Origin of the sequence: Streptomyces sp. NPDC019937 (genome assembly GCF_040631655.1) — a bacterium.
Lineage (GTDB): Bacteria > Actinomycetota > Actinomycetes > Streptomycetales > Streptomycetaceae > Streptomyces.
The window spans coordinates 82,043-102,099 of sequence record NZ_JBEYAL010000029.1; the positions used below are offsets into that span (position 1 = coordinate 82,043).

A 20,057-nucleotide genomic window follows, 5' to 3' on the forward strand; every position below is an offset into this window, starting at 1 on the left:
CTGTGACGGGAAAGCGCAGCGCCGGGATCCTGCTCCACCGGGGGACGGGCCCGGCCACCGAGGTTCTGCTGGGCCACATGGGCGGGCCGTTCTGGGCCGCCAAGGACGAGCGCGCGTGGTCCGTGCCCAAGGGCGAGTACGCGGAGGACGAGCTTCCCGAGGCCGCCGCGCGGCGCGAGTTCCAGGAGGAGCTGGGGCTGCCGCCGCCCGCGGGCGACCTCCGTCCCCTGGGCACCGTACGGCAGACCGGCGGCAAGCTGGTCACGGTCTGGGCCCTGGCGGGCGACCTCGACCCGGAGCGGATCACGCCCGGCACGTTCGCCATGGAATGGCCGCGCGGGTCGGGCCGCACGCGGGAGTTCCCCGAGATCGACCGGGTCGCCTGGCTGGACCTCGACCGGGCCCGCACGAAGATCGTCGCCAAGCAGCAGATCTTCCTCGACCGGCTCGGCGAACTGCTGGACGGGGCGGCCGGGACGGCCTGAGGGGAAACACGGTGGTGGGCATGGAGAACGCGAGGAGTTCCGAGTACCTGCCCCGGCTGCGCCTGGACGAGCTGCTGGAGGAGCTGCAGCTGCGCATCGACGCGGTGCGCGGCACCCAGGACCGGCTGCACAACCTGCTGGAAGCGGTCCTCTCGGTCGGCCGCGAGCTGGATCTGCGCCAGGTGCTGCGGCGGATCGTCGAGGCCGCGGTGGTGCTGGTGGACGCCGAGTACGGGGCCCTGGGCGTGATCGGCGACGGGCAGCGGCTGGCAGAGTTCCTGCCGGTGGGCGTCAGCCAGGAGCAGAGCGAGGTGATCGGTTCGCTGCCGGCCGGGCACGGCATCCTCGGCGAGCTGATCCGCCACCCCGAGCCGCTGCGGCTGGCCGACCTGTCCGAGCACCCCGCCTCGTACGGCTTCCCGCCCGGCCATCCGCCGATGCACTCCTTCCTGGGCGTGCCCATCCGGGTGCGGGACGAGGTGTTCGGGAACCTCTACCTCACCCAGAAGCGCGGCGGGAAGGAGTTCGACGGCGAGGACGAGACGGTGCTGTCCACCCTCGCCGTGGCCGCCGGGGTCGCCATCGAGAACGCCCGGCTGTACGAGGAGGCCCGGCACCGACAGCACTGGCTGGAGGCGAACGCCGAGGTCACCAACCACCTGCTGTCCGGCGTGGACGAGACCGGAGTGCTGGAGCTGATCGTCGACCACGCCCGCCGGATCCTCTCCGCCGACCTGGGCGTGCTGATGCTGCCCGTCCCCGGCTCCGACTCCCTCCAGGTCGCGCTGGCGTCGGGCACCGACGCCGAGGCGCACCGGGGTCTCGTGCTGTCCCGCGAGGGCACCTTCGCGGGCGCCGCGTTCACCGCGTCCGAGCCGGTCACCAGCACCGATGTCGCGCACGACCCCCGGATCACGGTCGGCCCGCAGCGCTGGGACGGCCTCGGACCGGCCGTCGCGGTCCCGATGCGCACCAGCGACGGGGTCGGCGGCGTCCTCTCCCTCGCCCGTACGGAACGCAGTCCGGCCTTCACCCAGATCGAGACGGACACCCTGCTCGGCTTCGCGGGCCAGGCCGCCATCGCCATGAAGCTGGCGGAGCGGCGGCGCGACGCCGAACAGCTCGCCCTGCTGGAGGACCGCGACCGGATCGCCCGCGACCTGCACGACCTGGCGATCCAGCGGCTGTTCGCGGCCGGGATGACGCTCCAGAGCACTCTGCGCTTCGTCCAGCACCCGGAGGGCTCCGAACGGCTGCTGCGGGTGGTGGACGACCTCGACGACACCATCAAGATCATCCGTTCCACGATCTTCGGGCTGCGCTCCCACGAGTCGGGCCCCGCGGTGCAGGGGCTGCGGGTCCGTACCGCCAAGACCATCGAGGAGGCCGTGCCCGCGCTCGGCTTCACCCCCGCGCTGCGCACCGAGGGGCTGGTCGACACCGATGTGCCGCGGCCGGTCGCGGACGACATGGTCGCGGTGCTCGCCGAGGCGCTGTCCAACGTGGCCCGGCACGCCCGGGCGCACGCCGCCGAGGTCTCGCTGATCGTGCGCGGCGGACGGCTGACGCTGACCGTCACGGACGACGGCATCGGCCTGCCGGACGGCGGCCGCCGCAGCGGGCTGCGCAACCTCGCGGAGCGCGCCGGGAAACTGGGCGGCACGCTGGACCTCACCACACCGCCGGACGGCGGCACCCGGCTGGTGTGGGCCGTTCCCCTTCCGGATCGCTGACGCCCGGACCCAGCCGGATCAGCATCTGGACATGGCCCGGCGCGCGCCGCCCGTCGCTCAGCGCCCAGCGCAGATCGGGCCACTCCAGCGCCTGGTGCAGCAGTGTCGCCCGGACGCCGTGCGCCGTCGCCAGCAGCAGGACGTGTTCCAGCGCCTGACCGGCCCGCAGCCAGTCGGCGCGCCGGTCGTGGATGGTGGTGAGCACGGCGATCGTCGACCGGCTCTCCAGGACCGCGGTCGGCGGGCGGCCGTCCACCGGGGCGTCGCGGCGCTCGGCCTCCGCGGTCAGCCGCAGCAGCCGCGCGGTCTCCTCCGGGCCCGCCGGATACAGCGCCGCCCCCTCCCCGCGTGCCGCCTCGGCGAACACGCCCAGCTCCCGGGGCGGCAGCCGGTGCCCCGGGAACGGGTACCGGCTGCCGGGCCGCCGCCAGATCATGTCGTACAGACCGTCGGGGCGCGCGCCGGCGCCGCGCGGTGACACGGTCAGCCGTACGGTGGCCAGCAGGTCCGGCTGGGAGCGGTGCGGCAGCAGCCGCACCACCGGCACCCAGCCGAAGTGGGCCACGGCCACGCGCAGATTGCACACCGCGGCCCCGGCGGAGACGTACAGCGCCCGGCCCGTGGGGTCGGCCTGCCGCGGCCCGCGCTCCGGGGCGGCCCGGACCTCCAGGGTGACGGTGTCCGGGTTCAGCCGGTACCGCCACGGCTGGGTGTGGAGCATCGACGGAGCGGCGACGGCCGCGGAGATCAGTTTCTCCAGCGTCGCCGCGTCCAGTGCTGCGGGCTCCATGGTCTTCTCCTCGCCGGGCAATACCGGTCACGGGGGCTGGGTCAGCGGGGCGGGGCAGGACGGGCGTCGGGGGCCCGCTCCGGGGACGGGTGGCTGGCCAGGACGGCGGCCTGGATGCGGCGCTCGACGCCCAGCTTGGCCAGCAGCCGTGAGATGTGGTTCTTGACCGTCTTCTCGGACAGGAAGAGCCGCTTGCCGATCTGCCGGTTGGTCAGCCCCTCGCCGATCAGCGCCAGGATCTCCCGCTCCCGCGGCGACAGCCCGGCCAGCGCCTCGTCCTGGGGCTCCTGCGGGGCGGCGTCGCCGCGCAGGGTGCTCATCAGCCGGGCGGTGGTGGCCGGGTCCAGCATCGACTGCCCGGACGCGACGGTCCGTACGGCGGACACCAGGTCGGACCCTTTGATCTGCTTGAGTACATAGCCCGCGGCCCCGGCCATGATCGCGTCCAGCAGCGCGTCGTCGTCGTCGAACGAGGTGAGCATCAGACAGGCCAGCCCGGGCATGCGGGAGCGCAGTTCACGGCAGACCGTGATGCCGTCCCCGTCCGGCAGCCGGACGTCCAGGATCGCCACGTCGGGCCGCAGCGCCGGGCCCCGGGCCAGCGCGTGGTCCACCGTTCCCGCGTCGCCGACCACCTCGATGTCCGGTTCGGCGTCCAGCAGATCGTGCAGCCCACGCCGTACCACCTCGTGGTCGTCGAGCAGGAACACCCTGATGGGCGCCGGTGGTGTCACCCCGGCCCAGGTCTCGGTCATGGCGCCCTCGCACCGCTCGTCCGCTCGTCCGCTGGTCCGTCCCCCGGCCTCCGATAGACGAGCGTGGCGCATCCGCCCGGCGCCGCACCAGGGCCGAACGGGCCCCCGCGCCGCCGCGACGGGACCGAAAGACCCCCGGCGGAGAGGGCTGCACGGCCCTCGTATCCCCTCCGCGCGCGTGCGACGGTCTGAATCATGGGCACGAACGTGCGGGGGCGGCGGTTGTGGCGATGGCGGCGCAATCCCCTCAAACGCCGCTCGGACGTGGTGGAGGCCTGGGTGGTCCTGGTGACCGGCCTGGTGATGGTGGTCGGCGGCCCGGTGGCGGGCGTCGCGACCGGCGACGCGGTGGCGGCCGGTCTGCGGCAGGAGCGCGCGGAGCGGCACCGGGTGCCCGCGCGGCTGGTCGAGAACGCGCCCGCCGCGCTGCCTGCCGCCGACGGTACGGACACCGCGCGGGTGCGTGCCCTGGTGCGGTGGACGGCGTCCGACGGCACCGTGCACACCGGCACGGCGCGGGTCGACGAGGGCAGGCGCGCCGGTACGGCCACCACCGTCTGGACCGACGACCGCGGCCGCCTCGTCCCCGATCCGCCCTCCGAGCGGCAGGCGGCGACCCGGGCCACGCTGGCCGGCGCGTCGGCGTCGGCGGGGGTGTGCCTGGTGTCGCTGGCGGGCCGCGGGGTGGTGCGGTGGCGGCTGGACCGCGGCCGGGAGCGTGAGTGGGAGCGGGCCTGGGCCGAGGTCGGCCCCCGCTGGACACGCCGCCACACATAACGCCGCCACCCCCGTGGGGCCGCCCGGCGCTCGGGCCGGGCGCAGGTCAGGCCGGTGGCCCCGTCAGATGCGCGGTGGTCAGCTGGTTGTCGAAGTCCACGACACCCTCGACCGCCCGGATCAGCCGGGCCGCGGCCGGGATCAGCACGGCGTCCCGGACATGTCCGGCGAGGGTGACCACGCCCTCGCTCACCCGCACCTCGACCGCCTGCCCGGGCGCCGGGAAGAGGTGGGCCACCACCTCGCGGCGCACCTCCTCCGCGATCTCCTCGTCCGGCCGCAGGAACACCTTCAGCAGGTCGGCGCGGCTGACGATGCCCTCCAGGCGGCCCTCGTCGTCGACCACCGGAAGCCGCTTGACCCGCTTGTGGGTCATGATCCGGGCCGCCTCGGCGAGCGTGGCGTTCGCGTGCACCGTGATGGCCGGGGTCGTCATCAGCTCATCGGCGCTCACCGCCCCCGCCTTGGCGATGCCGGGCAGATCGCGCAGCTGGGCCAGCCGCGCCGGATCGCTGTCCCGGAACTCCTCCTTGGGCAGCAGATCCGCCTCGGACACCACCCCGATCACCCGGCCCTCACCCGCCAGCACCGGCAGGGCGCTCACCCTCCACTGCTCCAGCGTCCTGACGATCTCCTTGAACGGCGCCTCGAGGCCGACGGCGACGACGGTATGGGTCATCACATCGCTCACGATGCGCGCGGTCCGGGACACGGGATCCTCCTGTCAGCTCGTCAGCTCGTCAGCTCGTCAGCTCGTCAGCTCGTCGGCGCGCGGCACCCCGCACCCGTCCGTTCACATGCCCCGGCCCCGGGTGACCAGCGGCGGATGGTGCCCGCCGATCGCGACCTTGAGCGCGCCGGTGTCGGTGGACCGGGCGAACACGTCGTACGCCTCCTCCATCTGGTCGAGTTCGAACAGATGGGTGATGAGCGAGGACGTGGGGAGCCTGCCCGCGCCCAGCATGGACAGCAGTGTGGGCGTGGAGTACGTGTCGACCAGCCCGGTGGTGATCGTGATGTTCTTCTTCCACAGCTCCTCCAGGTGCAGCGTCGCGGGCCGGGCGTGCACGCCGACGTTGGCGATCCGTCCGCCCGGGCGCACCATGCGGGTGCAGATCTCGAAGCTCCGCGGCGTCCCCACGGCCTCGATCACCACATCGGCGCCCAGCCCCTCGGTGAGGTCGCCGATCAGCCGCTCGGGCTCCTCGGTGGCGTCGGCCACCGCGTCGGCGCCGACCTGCTTGGCCGCGTCGAGCCGGGAGGTGGCGAGGTCGACGGCGATGATCCGGCCGGGGGAGAAGAACTCGGCGGTCGCGATCGCGGCGAGCCCGATCGGGCCCGCGCCGACCACCGCCACCGTGTCGCCCGGCGCGACCCGCCCGTTGAGCACCCCCACCTCGTAGGCGGTGGGGAAGACGTCCGCCAGCAGCACCGCGTACTGCGCCTCGGCCGCGGCGGGCAGCGGATGCGTGGACAGATCGGCGAACGGCACCCGGACGTACTCGGCCTGGGTGCCGTGGATCGAACGCCCCAGGATCCAGCCCCCGCCGCCACGGCACTGCCCGTACGCCCGCTCCCGGCAGAACCGGCAGTGGCCGCAGGCGGAGATGCACGACACCAGCACCCGGTCCCCGGGGCGTACGCCGCGCACCTCGTCGCCGGTCTCGACCACCTCGCCGACGGCCTCGTGGCCGAGAACCGTACCGGGCCGCACATCGGGCACCTCGCCCTTGATGATGTGCAGATCGGTGCCGCAGATGGTGACCGTGTCGACGCGGACGATGGCGTCGGTGGCGTCCTCGATGCCGGGGTCGGGCACGTCCCGCCAGGAGAACAGCCCGGGCCCCTGGAAGACGAGTGCTTTCATGACCGCTTCCTCTCGTGCGGGGCATGGCGCGTTGTGCGATGCGTACGGTGCGCGCGCCGCGTCACGGGGCACGCGGCGCCGGGGGCCGCCCGCTTCTCGTGGGCCCGGATTGCGCGGTGCGCGGTACCCGGCACGTGGCGCTTGACCGGTCCGCTTCTCCGCGTCGCATCGAATGCCCCCGGTGCCGCTTCCAGGCGACCACGCCGGGGGTACCCGCCGCCTAGGGCCGACCGGCCCCGGCCCAGGTCATCCGGCCCAACCCGCCGACACCCCCTAGCCCACCGGCACCAGCACCACCGGGCAGTGCGCGTGGTGCAGCACCGCGTGGGTGACCGGGCCCAGCTGCATGCCCAGCCGCGCGGTGCGCCGCTGCACCGCCAGCACCAGGACGTCCGCCGCCCGCGACGCCTCCACCAGCGCCTGGGCCGGTGCGCTGTGCGCCGTGTGTTCCTGCACCCGCACCTGCCCGAACTCCTCGCGCAGCGTGGCCACCACGCGGTACGTCACCTCCTGCTCCCGCTCCGCCCGCAGGGCCACCGCCTCCCGCGAGGGCAGCGTGTGGTCGCCCGCGAAGAGGCGGGGGCGGGCCCAGGCGTACAGCACGCGCAGCCGCGCACCGCGCCGTATCGCGTCCTCGAACCCGTACCGGGCCGCCGCCTCGTCCGCGCCGCTCTCCACCCCGACCAGCACCTTGCCGTGGCCCTCGGGCCCGTACGCGGGCGCCGGCGCGTCCCCGCGCACCACCAGCAGCGGACGGTGGGTGTGGGCGGCCAGCCGCAGCCCGACCGAACCCAGCAGCAGCCCGGTGAAGCCGCCGAGCCCGCGGGTGCCGATGACGATGAGCGCGGCGCGCTCGCCGATCCGCAGCAGTTCGGGCACCGCGTCCTGCGGGGTGAGGGTGGGGACCACCCGCAGCTGCGGGTCCTGCTCGGCGACCCGTGCCATGGCCAGCCGCAGCACGGTCCGGGCGACCTCGACCGGGGGCGGCCGCGGTTCGGCGTCCGCGTCGAAGGCGAGCGGATCGGTGCGCGCCCAGGGCCAGGCGTGCACGATCTCCAGCGTGGCGCCGCGCCGCGCCGCCTCGCCGACCGCCCGGTCCAGGGCCTGCCAGGCGCTGTCGGAACCGTCCAGACCGACCACGACCCGGCCGCCGTCGCGCCTCGGCCGTACGGGTCCGGCCATCACGCCCCACCTCCGGGCGCACCGCCCGAGGGGGTCGCCGGGCGGAAGTCGTCGACGCGGTAGGTGAGCCGGTCCACGACCGCCACCACCCCGTCCACCTGCCCGGCCATCCGCACCGCGATCGGGATCTCGCTGTGCCGGTCCAGCTCGCCCTCCAGCCGTACGACGCCGTCGGTGACGGTCACCGCGACGGTCTGCGGCCGGAGCCACAGCGACCGCACCAGCACCTCGTCGATGACCTCCGCGCGGATCTCGTGGTCGGGGCGGAGGAAGACGCGGAGCAGATCGCGGCGGGTGACGATGCCGATCAGCCGGTCCTCCTCGTCGACGACGGGCAGCCGCTCCACGCGGTGGCGCGCCATGGAGCGCGCGGCGTCGACGACGGTGTCCTGCGGGCGCACGGTGACGGCGGGCCGCGACATCAGCTGCCCGGCCGCCACGGCACCGTCCGCCTCATCGGCCCGCCCGGCCAGATCGGTTCCGGTGATCACGCCGATGACCTTGTCGTCCTCGTCCACCACGGGCAGCCCGCCGATCCGGTGCCGCTTCAGCAGTACACCGACCTCGTCGGACGAGGCCGCGTGGCCGACCCGCACGACGTCGTCGCTCATCACATTGCCGATCTTGCGATGCTTCATCCCCGCCTCCTCGCGGACCAGCCTCCACCGGCCGTCCGCGCACCCACGTGGGCTGCCCGGGGTCGAGTCCGGGTCGAACGGCCCGGGTCCGGCGGTGACCCGACCGGCAAAACGGGTACGCATCGCCCATACAGGACGAGCGGAGAGAGAGGCCCATGCCCGACGCAGCGAGGACGGCGCCGAACGGCCCCACCGCCCCCACCGATCACACCGACCCGGCCGAGCACGAACTGCACGCCCTGGACGCCCACTGGCGCGCCGCGAACTACCTGGCGGCCGGCCAGATCTATCTGCTGGCCAACCCCCTGCTGACCGAACCGCTGCGCCCCGAGCACATCAAGCCGCGGCTGCTCGGCCACTGGGGCACCTCACCCGGCCTGAACCTCGTCCACACCCACCTCGGCCGGGTCGTCAAGGCCCGCGACCTGGACGCGATCTGCGTCTGGGGCCCCGGTCACGGCGGGCCCGCGGTGCTCGCCGGGTCCTGGCTGGACGGCAGTTACAGCGACGTCTACCCGGATGTGAGCCGGGACGCGGAGGGCATGGCCCGGCTCTTCCGCCAGTTCTCCTTCCCCGGCGGGGTGCCCAGCCATGTCGCCCCGGAGACCCCCGGCTCCATCCACGAGGGCGGTGAGCTGGGCTATTCCCTGGCGCACGCCTACGGCGCCGCGCTCGACAACCCCGATCTGCTGGCCGTCTGCGTCATCGGCGACGGGGAGGCGGAGACCGGGCCGCTGGCCGGCTCCTGGCACGCCAACAAGTTCCTCGACCCGGTGCACGACGGCGCCGTGCTGCCGATCCTCCACCTCAACGGCTACAAGATCGCCAACCCGACGGTGCTCGCCCGGCTCCCCGAAACGGAGCTGGACGATCTGCTCCGCGGCTACGGCCATGAGCCGATCCATGTCGCGGCGCGGCCCGGGGACGATCCGCTGCGGACGCACCGGGCGCTGGCCCGGGCCATGGACCAGGCCGTCGACCGGATCGCGCTCCTCCAGCGCACCGCCCGCGAGGAGGACGCCGTCGAGCGTCCGCGCTGGCCGGTGATTGTGCTCCGTACGCCCAAGGGCTGGACCGGCCCGGCCGAGGTCGACGGCCTGCCCGTGGAGGACACCTGGCGCGCCCACCAGGTGCCACTGCCGGGCGTCCGGGAGAATCCGGAGCATCTGCGGCTGCTGGAGCGGTGGCTGCGGTCGTACCGCCCCGAGGAGCTGTTCGACGACCGGGGGCGCCCGCGCCCGCAGGTCCTCGCCTGCGTGCCCGAGGGCGACCGGCGGCTCGGCGCCAATCCGCACGCCAACGGCGGGCTGCTGCTGCGCGATCTGCCCGTGCCCGACCTGGCGCGGTACGCGGTGCATGTCGACAAGCCCGGCGTCACCCTCCACGAGCCGACCCGGGTCCTCGGCGGGCTGCTGGAGCAGATCATGGAGGACACCGCCGACCGCCGTAACTTCCGCCTCGTCGGCCCCGACGAGACCTCCTCCAACCGGCTCGACGCCGTCTACCGGGCCACCGGCAAGACGTGGCAGGAGGACATCCTCGTCACCGACGAGCACCTGAACCGGCACGGCCGGGTCATGGAGGTCCTCTCCGAACACCTCTGCCAGGGGTGGCTGGAGGGCTATCTGCTCACCGGACGCCACGGCCTGTTCTCCTGCTACGAGGCGTTCGTGCACATCGTCGACTCCATGGTCAACCAGCACATCAAGTGGCTGAAGGTGGCCCGCGACCTGCCGTGGCGGCGGCCCATCGCCTCCCTCAACTACCTGCTGACCTCCCATGTGTGGCGGCAGGACCACAACGGTTTCTCGCACCAGGACCCCGGCTTCGTCGACCATGTGCTCAACAAGAGTCCCCAGGTCGTACGGGTGTATCTGCCGCCGGACGCCAACACCCTGCTGTGCGTGGCCGACCACGTGCTGCGCAGCCGCGACTACGTCAACGTCGTCGTGGCGGGCAAACAGCCCTGCTTCGACTGGCTCGACCTCGACCAGGCCCGCGTCCACTGCGCCCGCGGTGCCGGAAGCTGGGACTGGGCGGGTACGGAGACCGGCGCGGGCGAGCCCGATGTGGTGCTGGCCGCCGCGGGCGACGTGCCCACCCAGGAGGTGCTGGCGGCCGCCGGGCTCGTCCGCCGCCATCTGCCGGACGTGGCCGTGCGCGTGGTCAACGTCGTCGACATGACCCGGCTGCTGCCCAAGGAGGAGCATCCGCACGGGATGCCGGATCCTGAGTTCGACGCCCTGTTCACCCGCGACCGGCCGGTCATCTTCGCCTACCACGGCTATCCGTGGCTGGTGCACCGGCTGGCCTACCGGCGGGCCGTCCACCCGCATCTGCACGTGCGCGGTTACAAGGAGTCGGGGACCACCACCACGCCGTTCGACATGGTGGTCCGCAACGACCTGGACCGCTACCGCCTGGTCATGGACGTCATCGACCGCACCCCGGGGCTCGCGGCGCGCGCCGTGTCCGTACGGCAGCGGATGCAGGACGCCCGCACCCGCCACCACCAGTGGATCCGCGACCACGGCACCGACATGCCCGAGGTCGCCGAGTGGTCCTGGACGGGGTAGGCGTCAGCCCGCCGGGAAGTAGCCGTCCAGGAAGGCGTTGCGGAACTTCCCGGCGGGGTCGTGGTCGGCCAGCAGCCGCCCGAAGTCGGCGGCCCGCTCGTAGGAGGCGACGATCCGCTCGGGAGCCGCCGCGGTGAGCTTGCCCCAGTGCGGCCGCGCCCCCAGCGGCAGCAGCAGTTCCTCCATCGCGGCCACCACCTCGATGACCGCGGCGTGGTCCGGCACCCAGGTGAAGTGCAGGGCCACGCAGTCCCTGCCGTACGCGGGGCTCAGCCACAGGTCGTCCGCCGCGACCGTGCGGACCTCGGAGACCTGGACCACGGGCGCGATCCGGTCGCCGAGGCCGCGCAGCGCCGCGAAGGCCTCGGGGGCCGCGGCGCGCGGCAGGATCAGCTCCGACTGCAGCTCGTCGCCGTTGCTGGGCGTGAAGTCCGGCCGGAAGTGCGGCAGCCGCTCGTGCCACGGCCCGGGCGAGCCCAGCTGCTCGGTGCAGTGCAGCGGCGGCATCGAGGGCACCGGATGGTGGTGGCGGTCGGCCGGACGGGCCCCCAGCCACGGCTGGCCCGGCTCCGGCGGGCCCGGCAGGTCCGTGCGGCACTTCAGCCACACCACGCCCTCGTCCGCGTGCCAGTCGGTGAAGACGCTGACGCTGTACGCGGCGGCGAAGATCTCGTCGAAGCTGTCGGCCAGCCGGTCCAGCGGCAGCCCGGTCCACACCCACTGCGCCACCTCGTACGCCGGCTCGATGTCCAGGGTCATCGCGGTGACGACGCCCAGCCCGCCGAGCCCGACCACCGCACCGGACAGCCGGTCGGCCTCGCGGTCCCGGCGCAGCCGCGTCACATCGCCCTCCGGGCCCACGATCTCCAGACCCGCCACCGACGCGGCCAGACAGCGCTGCACATTGCCGGAGCCGTGGGTGGCGGTGGCGCAGGCCCCGGCGACCGTGATGTGCGGCAGGGAGGCGAGGTTGGCCAGGGCGTAGCCCGCCGCGTGCAGTTCCTCGGCCACCTGGGCGTAGCGCATGCCCGCGGCGATGGTGGCCGTCGTGCCGTCGGGGGCGATGTCGATCCGGTGCGGCAGCCGCTCCAGGGACACCAGATCGCCGTCGGTGTCGGCGATGCGGTTGAAGGAGTGACCGGTGCCCAGCACCCGGACCCGGTCGGCGGAGCCGACGACGCGCCGCAGTTCGCCGGGCGAGGCCGGTCGGTGCAGCCGGGCCGCGCCGAAGGTGATGTTCCCTGCCCAGTTGGTGGTGACTCCGCTGGTCAGCATCCACGCTCCTGTTTCGTGCCGGGGGCTGGGCCCGCTCCGGGCCTGTGGTGATGTGGCAAGGACCTTGGTACAGGCCCGCCCCCTGATCCGTACAGACCGCCGTGCCGCCACCCGGTGTGACCCGGACGGAGCAGCAGGACGGGCCACCGGGCCGGGGCCGCGCGCACGATGGTGCGAACGCGATCGGTACCGCCGCTCGCGCACCGCTGGAGAGGGGCGGCCATGGCGGAGGAGAAGGACACCGGCACCCGGGGTGGCGTCTTCGGCGAACTGTGCGCCGAGTTCGCCGGAACCATGATCCTCATTCTCTTCGGCTGCGGTGTGGTGGCCCAGGTGGTGGCGGCCGGGGCGCTCACCAAGCCACCGGGCGCGCTCGGCGACCACGACTCCATCGCCTGGGGCTGGGGGCTCGGCGTGACCCTCGGCGTGTACGTGGCGGCGCGGCTCAGCGGCGCGCACATCAACCCGGCGGTCACCCTCTCGCTGGCGGTCTTCAAGGGCTTCCCCTGGCGCAAGGTGCTGCCGTACACCGTGGCCCAGACGCTCGGCGCGTTCGTCGCGGCCCTGCTGGTGCGCTGGAACTACACCGAGGTGCTGGCGGCGGCCGACCCCAGGCACACCTTCAAGACCCAGTTCGTGTTCTCCACCCTTCCCGGCAACGGGGTGCTGCCGGTCAGCGAGTGGGGCGCGCTGCGCGACCAGATCATCGGCACCGCGATCCTGGTCCTGCTGATCTTCGCCCTCACCGACCTCCTGAACGACCCGCCGAAGGCCAACATGGCGCCGTTCATCATCGGCCTGGTCGTGGTGGCGATCGGCATGGCGTGGGGCGCCGACGCCGGATACGCCATCAACCCGGCCCGTGACTTCGGGCCCCGGCTCGCCAGCTTCATCACCGGCTATCACACCGCCTGGCGGGACCAGTACGGAAACTTCTACTTCTGGGTGCCGATCGTCGGCCCGCTGGTCGGCGGACTCGTCGGCGCCGCCCTCTACAAGGTCCTGGTCAGCCGGTTCCTCCCACTGGCCGGACCGCAGGAGGTGGGACGCATCCCGGCCCCCGAGGGCCCCGAGAGCTGAGCCGGGCGGCACGCGGTCGGAGAAAAGAGGCGGCCACCAGCGGCCTACCAGCCGCCACCAGCGGCCACCAGAGGAGGCAGGATGCCGGACTTCGTCGGTGCCGTGGACCAGGGGACCACCAGCACCCGCTTCATGATCTTCGACCACGACGGCGGCGAGGTGGCGCGGTACCAGCTCGAACACCACCAGCTGCTGCCCCGCGCGGGCTGGGTCGAGCACGATCCGGTGGAGATCTGGGAGCGCACCAACTCGGTCATGCAGAACGCCCTGCGCAGCGGTGGGCTCTCGCCCACCGACCTGGCCGCGATCGGCATCACCAACCAGCGCGAGACCACCGTCGTCTGGGACCCGCGCGACGGGCGGCCGTACTACAACGCCATCGTGTGGCAGGACACCCGCACCGACACCATCGCCTCCGCGCTCGAACGCGACGGCCACGGCGAGACCATCCGCCGCAAGGCCGGGCTGCCGCCCGCCACCTACTTCTCCGGCGGCAAGATCAAGTGGATTCTGGAGAACGTCGACGGGGTGCGCGAGGCCGCCGAGGCGGGCCACGCCCTCTTCGGGAACACCGACGCCTGGGTGCTGTGGAACCTCACCGGCGGGCCCTCCGGCGGCATCCACGCCACCGACGTCACCAACGCCAGCCGCACCATGCTGATGAACCTGGAGACCCTCGACTGGGACGACGAACTCCTCGGCATCTTCGGCATCCCGCGCGCCATGCTCCCCGTCATCAACCCCTCCTCCCACCCCGAGGCGTTCGGGCAGGCCCGTACCTCCCGCCCGCTGCGCACCGCTACCCCCATCACCGGTGTCCTCGGCGACCAGCAGGCGGCCACCGTCGGACAGGTGTGCTTCGCGCCCGGCGAGGCCAAGAACACCTACGGCACCGGCAACTTCCTGGTGCTGAACACCGGCTCGGAGCTGGTCCGCTCGAGCAGCGGGCTGCTCACCACCGTGGCGTACCAGTTCGGCGACGAACCCGTCGTCTACGCCCTGGAGGGCTCCATGGCCGTCACCGGCTCGGCCGTCCAGTGGCTGCGGGACCAGATGAAGATCATCGACGACGCCGCGGGCAGCGAACGGCTCGCCCGCACCGTCGAGGACAACGGCGGGGTGTACTTCGTCCCCGCCTTCTCCGGCCTCTTCGCCCCGTACTGGCGCTCCGACGCCCGGGGCGCCATCGTCGGCCTCACCCGCTACAACACGGGCGGCCATCTGGCCCGGGCCACCCTGGAGGCCATCTGCTACCAGAGCCGGGACGTGGTGGAGGCGATGGAACGCGACGCCGGTATCCACCTCGACGTCCTCCGCGTGGACGGCGGTGTCACCGACAACGAGCTGTGCATGCAGATCCAGGCCGATGTCCTGGGCGTCCCGGTCAGCCGCCCGGTCATCGCCGAGACCACCGCCCTGGGCGCCGCCTACGCCGCGGGCTTGGCCACCGGCTTCTGGCGGGACACCGATGAGCTGCGCTCGCACTGGAGCGAATCCCGGCGCTGGGAGCCCCGGTGGAGCGAGGAGCGGCGCGCGGAGGGCTACGCGGGCTGGAAGAAGGCCGTGGAGCGCACGCTGAACTGGGTCCCGGTGGACTGATCCCGCCCCGCCTCGAGATCGCTGCCCCTGATGGCCGAATGGGCGAAATGCACCATACTTGGTAAATGAGGCCATATGGGTGTCTCGTCTCGATGGCGGGAGGAGGAGGGATCATGAAGAACGGCCAGGTGGCACTGGCGTTCACCAGCGGCTATCTCTTCGGGCGTGGCCACAAGGTGGGCTGGGCCCTCACCCTCGCCGGGATGGCGGCCGGCCGGCGCCTCGCCTCCGGACACGTCCCGGACGCGGTGCAGGGGCTGGCGTCCTCCGAAATCGGGCGGCTGCGCGGTCAGCTGGTGTCCGCGGGACGGTCGGCGGCGCTGTCGGCGGCCAGTCACCGCATGGACGCGCTGAGCGACCGGCTGGAGCAGCGCGCTTCGTCGCTGCGCCCGAACGGCCACGGCCCGGACGGGCAGGCGGCCGACGACGAGGAGCACGAGCGGCGCGGGGGCGGGGGCGGACGGTCGCGCGGGGAGGCGTCCCGCGGGGAGGCGTCCCGTGACGAGTCGTCGCGTGGCGGATCGCGCGGTGCGTCCCGTGGCGAGGAGTCGCGTTCGTCGCGCGGCGCGCGTTCCCCGGACGACCGGACGGATCGCCCCCGGAAGCGCCCCGCGTCCCAGGGCGGCCGCGGCGGCGAGGCCAGGAGCAGCAGCAGGGACGACAAGGGCGACAAGGGTGATCGGTGATGGCGGAGGGATCGAACGAGCGGACGGGCGCCCTCGGCACGCTCGCCAAGGAGCTGCCCACCGAGCGGCTGATGAAGGAAGCGCAGAACCTGCTCACCGCACTCGGTGAGAAGGCACTGACCTCGGTGACCCACCTCGGCGACGGCGGCGGTCCCGGGCTCGACATCCCGGTGAAGCCGCTGGTCAAGGCCGGACTGCACCAGGTCAAGGAGCAGACCGTCGACAAGGCCAAGGACATCATCCCGGGGCTCGGCGGCGGCCAGGACGGCGGCAAGGACGGAGACCGGGACAAGAAGCTCAAGGTCACCAACATCGTCGAGCAGATCGACATCGGCGCCCCGATCGATCTCACCTACGACCTGTGGACCCAGTTCGAGGACTTCCCCTCCTTCATGAAGAAGGTGGAGGACGTCCAGCAGGAGTCCGAAACCGAGATGGAGTGGAAGGCCCAGGTCTTCTGGTCGCACCGCAAGTGGCGCGCCGAGATCGTCGAGCAGGTGCCCGAGAAGCGGATCATCTGGAAGTCGCGCGCCGAGAAGGGCCATGTCAACGGCGCGGTCACCTTCCATGAGCTGGGCCCCGAACTGACCCGCGTCCTGGTCGTCCTCCAGTACTACCCCCAGGGCTTCTTCGAGCGCACCGGAAACCTCTGGCGCGCCCAGGGCCGCCGGGTCCGCCTGGAGCTGAAGCACTTCCGGCGCCACGCGATGGCCGAGGTGCTGCTGCACCCCGACGAGATCGAGGGCTGGCGCGGGGAGATACGCGACGGTGAGGTCGTGGAGGGGGAAGAGGAGCCGGAGCGCGGCGCCGAGTCCGAACACGACGAGGAAGAACCCGAAGAGGAAGAGCGCGGGGAGCCGGAGGACGAGTACGGCGACGAGGACGCCTACGAGGAGGAGTACGAGGAGGACGAGGAGCCGGCGCGGCCTTCACGGCGCTGACGGATCCCGCCCCCGGAACAGGTGAGCGTGGTGACCGTAGCAAGCCAGCAGAGTCAGTATCTGGACCGGGCCAGTTCGAGTGCCCTGGTCGACGTGGTCGACCTGATCCTGGACAAGGGACTGGTCATCGACGTGTACGTCAGGGTCTCCCTGGTGGGGATCGAGATCCTGACGATCGACGCCCGCATCGTCGTCGCCAGCGTCGACACGTATCTACGGTTCGCCGAGGCGACGAACCGCCTCGACCTCGCCCGCAGCGGCACCGAGACCAAGGGGCTGCCCGGCCTGATGGACGAGATGCAGGAGAGCGGCGGCCGCAAGAAGACCAAGGGCGCTCTGGAAGGCGTCAAGGACACCGTCTCCGACCTGCTCCAGGGCGACGAGGAGAGCGACGAGCGCGAGGAGGCCGAGGCGGGGGAGAGGGCGGAATCCGGTGACCGGCCCCGGCGCCGGCGGAGTTCGAGCAGGGAGCGCGAGCGGTGATGGCCGAGGACGGACGTGCCTGCTACGTATACGGGGTCGTTCCGGAGGACCGGAACGACGACGCGGTGAGGGATCTGGGCGCCGTCGGCGACCCGGAGGCGACGGTGAGCCTGGTGCGCCACGGCGGGCAGGCGGCCGTGGTCAGCGAGGTGTCCCTGGACAAGCCGCTGGGCACCCCCGAGGATCTGCGCGCCCACGCCCGGGTGCTGGACACCCTGGCGGCCAGGTCCTCCCCGGTGCTGCCGTTCCGGTTCGGCACGGTGGTGCGCGACACCACCGCGGTGACCGACGAACTGCTGGAGGAGGGGCACGACGACTTCGCGCTCGCCCTCGACCGGCTGCGCGGCCGCTCCCAGTTCACCCTGCGCGCCCGCTATGTGCAGGACGCGGTGCTGCGCGAGGTGCTGACCGAGCAGCCCGAGGCCGTACGGCTCCGCGAGGAGCTCCGGGGGCTGCCGGAGGAGGCCGGATACGACCAGCGCATCCAGCTGGGACAGCTGGTCATGGACGCCATCGCCGCCAAGCGGGCCGTGGACGCGCTGGAAGTGGACCGCAGGCTGAGCCCGTGTGCGCTCGCCTCGGTGAGTACCGAACCGTCCTCCGCCGAGGGGCTGGTGAACGCCTCCTTCCTGGTCGAGGACGACCGGCGGGCGGCCTTCGAGCAGGCCGCCGAGGAGCTGGCCAAGCACTGGAGCGGCCGGGTCCGGATCCGCCTGCTCGGGCCCCTGGCCCCCTATGACTTCGTGGCCGACGCGATGAGCCCGGCCAAGGAGGGCGAATAGCCATGGGACTGTTCTCCGGACTGGTCACCTGGCCGCTGGCCCCGGTGCGCGGCCTCGGCTGGATCGCCGAGCAGTTGCACGACGAGGCCCACCGGCAGCTGTACGACCCCGGGGTGATCCAGCAGCGCCTGGAAGAGGTCGCGGAGCAGCGGGAATCCGGAGAGCTGACCGAGGAGGACGCGGCCCGGCAGGAGGACGAACTGGTCCGCCGGCTGATGGCCGGGGGGCCGCCCGGCGGAGGCCTGGAGGTGTGAGCCGTGGTCCGCGAGGATCGGGACGGACGCGACCACGGCGAGGAGCGGGAGCGGCCCCGGCGCGCCCGGCGCCCCGAGGCCGACGACCGGCGCCGCTCCACCGGCGACCGCCACCCCACCGGCGACCGCCACCCCACCGGCGACCGCCACCCCACCGGTGACCGCCGCTCCGCCGGCGACCGGCGTCCCACGGCCGACGCCCGGCGTCCCGCGACCACCGCCCGGTCCGCGGCCAGGGGCGCCGCCCGCCAGCTGCGGGAGCTGACCGGGCACGACCCGGAGAGCGTCACCTCGGTCGAACGCCACGAGGACGGCTGGCTCGTCGGCGTCGAAGTGCTGGAGACCCACCGGATCCCCGACTCCACCGACATCCTCGCCGAGTACCGGGTCGAGGTCGACGACGAGGGCGAACTCGTCTCCTACCGCCGCGCCCGGCGCTACTACCGCGGCAGGTCGGAGGACCGGACATGAGCCAGGGCGCCGAGTGGAACGTGCCGAGCAGGCGCATGGGCGGCCCGCCCGAACCGGCCCGCCGCGAATCGGCGAGCCTGGCCGACATCCTGGAGCGGGTGCTCGACAAGGGCATCGTCATCGCCGGGGACATCCAGATCAACCTGCTGGACATCGAGCTGCTGACCATCAAGATCCGGCTGCTGATCGCCTCCGTGGACCGGGCCAAGGAGATGGGCATCGACTGGTGGGAGCACGACCCCACGCTCTCCTCCGGCGCCCGCGACGTCCTGGACGAGAACGAGCGGCTGCGGCGGCGCGTCGGCGAGCTGGAGTCCGGCCGTGATCAGGAGCGGGAAGAGGACCGGGGACGGGAGGACGGACCGTGACCGAGGAGGCCCTCGCCACCTGGCTGTACGCGGTGACCGCGGCCCGCGACGAGAGCGCCGCCCCGCCCGGGCTCACCGGCGTGGCGGACGAGCCGGTGCGCCTGGTGACAGGCGCCGGGCTGGCCGCCGTGGTGGGCTCCGTACCGCTGGCCGACTTCGGCGAGGAGCAACTGCGCGCCCACCTGGAGGACCTGCCCTGGCTGGAGCGGGCGGCCAGGGCCCACCACCGGGTCATCGGCCGGGCGGCCGGATACGGCCAGGTCATCCCGCTGCGCTTCGCCACGATCTACCACGACGACGGCCGCGTCCGCACGATGCTCCAGGAGCGGCGGGACGACTTCACGGCCACACTGGCACGGGTGGCCGGGCGGACCGAGTGGGGCGTCAAGGCGTACGTCGATCCGCGCGCCTTCCTGCCCGACCCGGACGACGAGGGGCCGTCCGGCGGCGACAGCCCCGGCACCGCCTATCTGCTGCGCCGCCGCGCCCAGCGGGACGACAAGGAGACCGCCCATCTGCGGGCCACCGAGCGGGCGGAGGAGATCCACACCGCGCTCGCCGCGCTGGCCACCGAGACCGCGGCCCATCCGCCGCAGGACGCCCGGCTGGCCGCGTACGAGGGCTGGATGGTGCTCAACAACTCCTATCTGGTGCCGGACGACCGCACGGAGGAGTTCACCGCCGCCGTGACCGGGCTGGGAGAGCGGTACCCGGGCGTCGACCTGGAGCTGAGCGGGCCGTGGCCGCCGTACTCGTTCACCGCGCCGCCCGAGCGCGAAGAGGCGTCGTGACCCACGCGATCGAGCGGCGCGAGGTGGCCCTGGTCGATCTGCTCGACCGGGTGCTGGCCGGGGGCGTCGTGATCGCCGGGGAGATCACCCTGAGCATCGCCGACATCGATCTGGTGCGCATTTCCCTTCGCGCGCTGATCGCTTCCGTACGGATAGAAGACATGGAAGACGCAGATGAGCATCGAGCGCCGCCCTGACGACCGCTCCCCTGCCGGCCGTTCCCCCGAGCAACGGCGCCCCGGCCACCCCCGACGGCTGGAGGTGGACGAGGAGTCGGTGCGCAAGAGCCTGGCCGGTCTGGTGCTGACCATCGTGGAGCTGCTGCGCCAGCTGATGGAACGGCAGGCGCTGCGCCGCGTCGACCAGGGAGGCGTCAGCGACGAGCAGATCGAGAAGCTCGGGCTCACCCTGATGGCGCTGGAGAAGAACATGGAGGAGCTGCGGGAACACTTCGGGCTCACCGAGGACGACCTGAACCTGGACCTCGGCCCGCTGGGCCCCCTCCTGCCCCGCGACTGATCGCC

At 73.0% G+C, this 20,057-nt stretch carries 23 protein-coding genes; 16 read left to right on the top strand and 7 right to left on the bottom strand.

All coding sequences use genetic code 11. The features are described from left to right. The first annotated feature begins 2 nt into the window (after window positions 1-2). Both ABZ562_RS27260 and ABZ562_RS27265 read left to right on the top strand, forming a co-directional pair. Complete coding sequence (locus tag ABZ562_RS27260; protein WP_361484510.1) at window positions 3-485, top strand: NUDIX domain-containing protein; 483 nt, start codon at window positions 3-5, stop codon at window positions 483-485. A gap of 20 nt (window positions 486-505) precedes the next feature. Next, window positions 506-2,218, top strand: a complete 1,713-nt coding sequence (locus ABZ562_RS27265; RefSeq protein ID WP_361484512.1) for a GAF domain-containing protein — start codon at window positions 506-508, stop codon at window positions 2,216-2,218. Here the strand turns inward: ABZ562_RS27265 and ABZ562_RS27270 are convergent. Both ABZ562_RS27270 and ABZ562_RS27275 read right to left on the bottom strand, forming a co-directional pair. After that, a complete protein-coding gene (locus ABZ562_RS27270) occupies window positions 2,157-3,008 on the bottom strand; it encodes a hypothetical protein (RefSeq protein ID WP_361484513.1) in 852 nt (283 codons plus the stop codon). The two genes, ABZ562_RS27265 and ABZ562_RS27270, sit on opposite strands and share 62 nt — an antisense overlap. Before the next feature lie 41 nt (window positions 3,009-3,049). Next, window positions 3,050-3,763 (bottom strand): response regulator transcription factor, encoded by a 714-nt coding sequence (locus ABZ562_RS27275; protein WP_361484515.1) that lies wholly within the window; start codon window positions 3,761-3,763, stop codon window positions 3,050-3,052. A gap of 195 nt (window positions 3,764-3,958) precedes the next feature. Between ABZ562_RS27275 and ABZ562_RS27280 the strand changes: the two genes are divergently transcribed. Further along, window positions 3,959-4,540, top strand: a complete 582-nt coding sequence (locus ABZ562_RS27280; RefSeq protein WP_361484517.1) for a hypothetical protein — start codon at window positions 3,959-3,961, stop codon at window positions 4,538-4,540. Window positions 4,541-4,586: 46 nt separating this feature from the next. Here the strand turns inward: ABZ562_RS27280 and ABZ562_RS27285 are convergent, their stop codons facing one another. The 4 genes from ABZ562_RS27285 to ABZ562_RS27300 all read right to left on the bottom strand — a co-directional run bounded on the left by ABZ562_RS27285 (window position 4,587) and on the right by ABZ562_RS27300 (window position 8,227). Further along, on the bottom strand, window positions 4,587-5,252 hold the full coding sequence (locus ABZ562_RS27285; protein WP_361484519.1) for a CBS domain-containing protein: 666 nt from the start codon (window positions 5,250-5,252) through the stop codon (window positions 4,587-4,589). Window positions 5,253-5,333: 81 nt separating this feature from the next. Continuing rightward, the gene (locus tag ABZ562_RS27290; protein WP_361484521.1) at window positions 5,334-6,407 is read right to left on the bottom strand and encodes an alcohol dehydrogenase catalytic domain-containing protein; all 1,074 of its coding nucleotides are present in this window, start codon (window positions 6,405-6,407) and stop codon (window positions 5,334-5,336) included. Window positions 6,408-6,680: 273 nt separating this feature from the next. Then, on the bottom strand, window positions 6,681-7,589 hold the full coding sequence (locus ABZ562_RS27295; RefSeq protein ID WP_361484523.1) for a universal stress protein: 909 nt from the start codon (window positions 7,587-7,589) through the stop codon (window positions 6,681-6,683). After that, the gene (locus ABZ562_RS27300) at window positions 7,589-8,227 is read right to left on the bottom strand and encodes a CBS domain-containing protein (RefSeq protein WP_361484525.1); all 639 of its coding nucleotides are present in this window, start codon (window positions 8,225-8,227) and stop codon (window positions 7,589-7,591) included. The genes ABZ562_RS27295 and ABZ562_RS27300 overlap by 1 nt, the downstream gene beginning before the upstream one ends. A gap of 155 nt (window positions 8,228-8,382) precedes the next feature. Here ABZ562_RS27300 and ABZ562_RS27305 point away from each other — a divergent pair, with 155 nt between their 5' ends. Beyond that, window positions 8,383-10,803 (top strand): phosphoketolase family protein, encoded by a 2,421-nt coding sequence (locus ABZ562_RS27305; protein ID WP_361484527.1) that lies wholly within the window; start codon window positions 8,383-8,385, stop codon window positions 10,801-10,803. Window positions 10,804-10,806: 3 nt separating this feature from the next. On the opposite strand, the gene ABZ562_RS27310 is transcribed toward ABZ562_RS27305, so the two are convergent. Then, the gene (locus ABZ562_RS27310; protein ID WP_361484529.1) at window positions 10,807-12,078 is read right to left on the bottom strand and encodes an FAD-binding protein; all 1,272 of its coding nucleotides are present in this window, start codon (window positions 12,076-12,078) and stop codon (window positions 10,807-10,809) included. 222 nt (window positions 12,079-12,300) lie between these two features. On the opposite strand from ABZ562_RS27310, the gene ABZ562_RS27315 reads away from it, so the two are divergent. The 12 genes from ABZ562_RS27315 (at window position 12,301) to ABZ562_RS27370 (ending at window position 20,052) form a co-directional block, all read left to right on the top strand. Continuing rightward, entirely contained in the window at window positions 12,301-13,158 is an 858-nt protein-coding gene (locus tag ABZ562_RS27315) for an MIP/aquaporin family protein (RefSeq protein WP_361484531.1), read from the top strand. A gap of 81 nt (window positions 13,159-13,239) precedes the next feature. Next, window positions 13,240-14,757, top strand: coding sequence for a glycerol kinase GlpK (gene glpK, locus ABZ562_RS27320; protein WP_361484533.1), 1,518 nt, complete (start codon window positions 13,240-13,242; stop codon window positions 14,755-14,757). Window positions 14,758-14,870: 113 nt separating this feature from the next. After that, the gene (locus ABZ562_RS27325) at window positions 14,871-15,443 is read left to right on the top strand and encodes a hypothetical protein (protein WP_361484535.1); all 573 of its coding nucleotides are present in this window, start codon (window positions 14,871-14,873) and stop codon (window positions 15,441-15,443) included. Then, the gene (locus ABZ562_RS27330; protein WP_361484537.1) at window positions 15,443-16,384 is read left to right on the top strand and encodes an SRPBCC family protein; all 942 of its coding nucleotides are present in this window, start codon (window positions 15,443-15,445) and stop codon (window positions 16,382-16,384) included. Before ABZ562_RS27325 ends, ABZ562_RS27330 begins: the two co-directional genes overlap by 1 nt. A 30-nt stretch (window positions 16,385-16,414) precedes the next feature. Then, entirely contained in the window at window positions 16,415-16,867 is a 453-nt protein-coding gene (gvpJ, locus tag ABZ562_RS27335; protein ID WP_361484538.1) for a gas vesicle protein GvpJ, read from the top strand. Next, a complete protein-coding gene (locus tag ABZ562_RS27340) occupies window positions 16,867-17,649 on the top strand; it encodes a GvpL/GvpF family gas vesicle protein (RefSeq protein ID WP_361484540.1) in 783 nt (260 codons plus the stop codon). The genes gvpJ and ABZ562_RS27340 overlap by 1 nt, the downstream gene beginning before the upstream one ends. Window positions 17,650-17,651: 2 nt before the next feature. Further along, window positions 17,652-17,903, top strand: coding sequence for a gas vesicle protein GvpG (locus tag ABZ562_RS27345; protein WP_361484542.1), 252 nt, complete (start codon window positions 17,652-17,654; stop codon window positions 17,901-17,903). A 3-nt stretch (window positions 17,904-17,906) separates the two neighbouring features. Further along, on the top strand, window positions 17,907-18,374 hold the full coding sequence (gvpO, locus tag ABZ562_RS27350; protein WP_361484544.1) for a gas vesicle protein GvpO: 468 nt from the start codon (window positions 17,907-17,909) through the stop codon (window positions 18,372-18,374). A 35-nt stretch (window positions 18,375-18,409) separates the two neighbouring features. Then, window positions 18,410-18,742: a gas vesicle protein gene (locus ABZ562_RS27355; RefSeq protein WP_361484585.1), complete on the top strand. Its 333-nt coding sequence runs from the start codon at window positions 18,410-18,412 to the stop codon at window positions 18,740-18,742. Beyond that, entirely contained in the window at window positions 18,739-19,533 is a 795-nt protein-coding gene (locus tag ABZ562_RS27360) for a GvpL/GvpF family gas vesicle protein (RefSeq protein WP_361484546.1), read from the top strand. Before ABZ562_RS27355 ends, ABZ562_RS27360 begins: the two co-directional genes overlap by 4 nt. Further along, entirely contained in the window at window positions 19,530-19,730 is a 201-nt protein-coding gene (locus ABZ562_RS27365) for a gas vesicle protein (RefSeq protein ID WP_361484548.1), read from the top strand. Before ABZ562_RS27360 ends, ABZ562_RS27365 begins: the two co-directional genes overlap by 4 nt. After that, the gene (locus ABZ562_RS27370) at window positions 19,708-20,052 is read left to right on the top strand and encodes a gas vesicle protein K (RefSeq protein WP_361484550.1); all 345 of its coding nucleotides are present in this window, start codon (window positions 19,708-19,710) and stop codon (window positions 20,050-20,052) included. Before ABZ562_RS27365 ends, ABZ562_RS27370 begins: the two co-directional genes overlap by 23 nt. The last annotated feature ends 5 nt before the right edge of the window (window positions 20,053-20,057 follow it).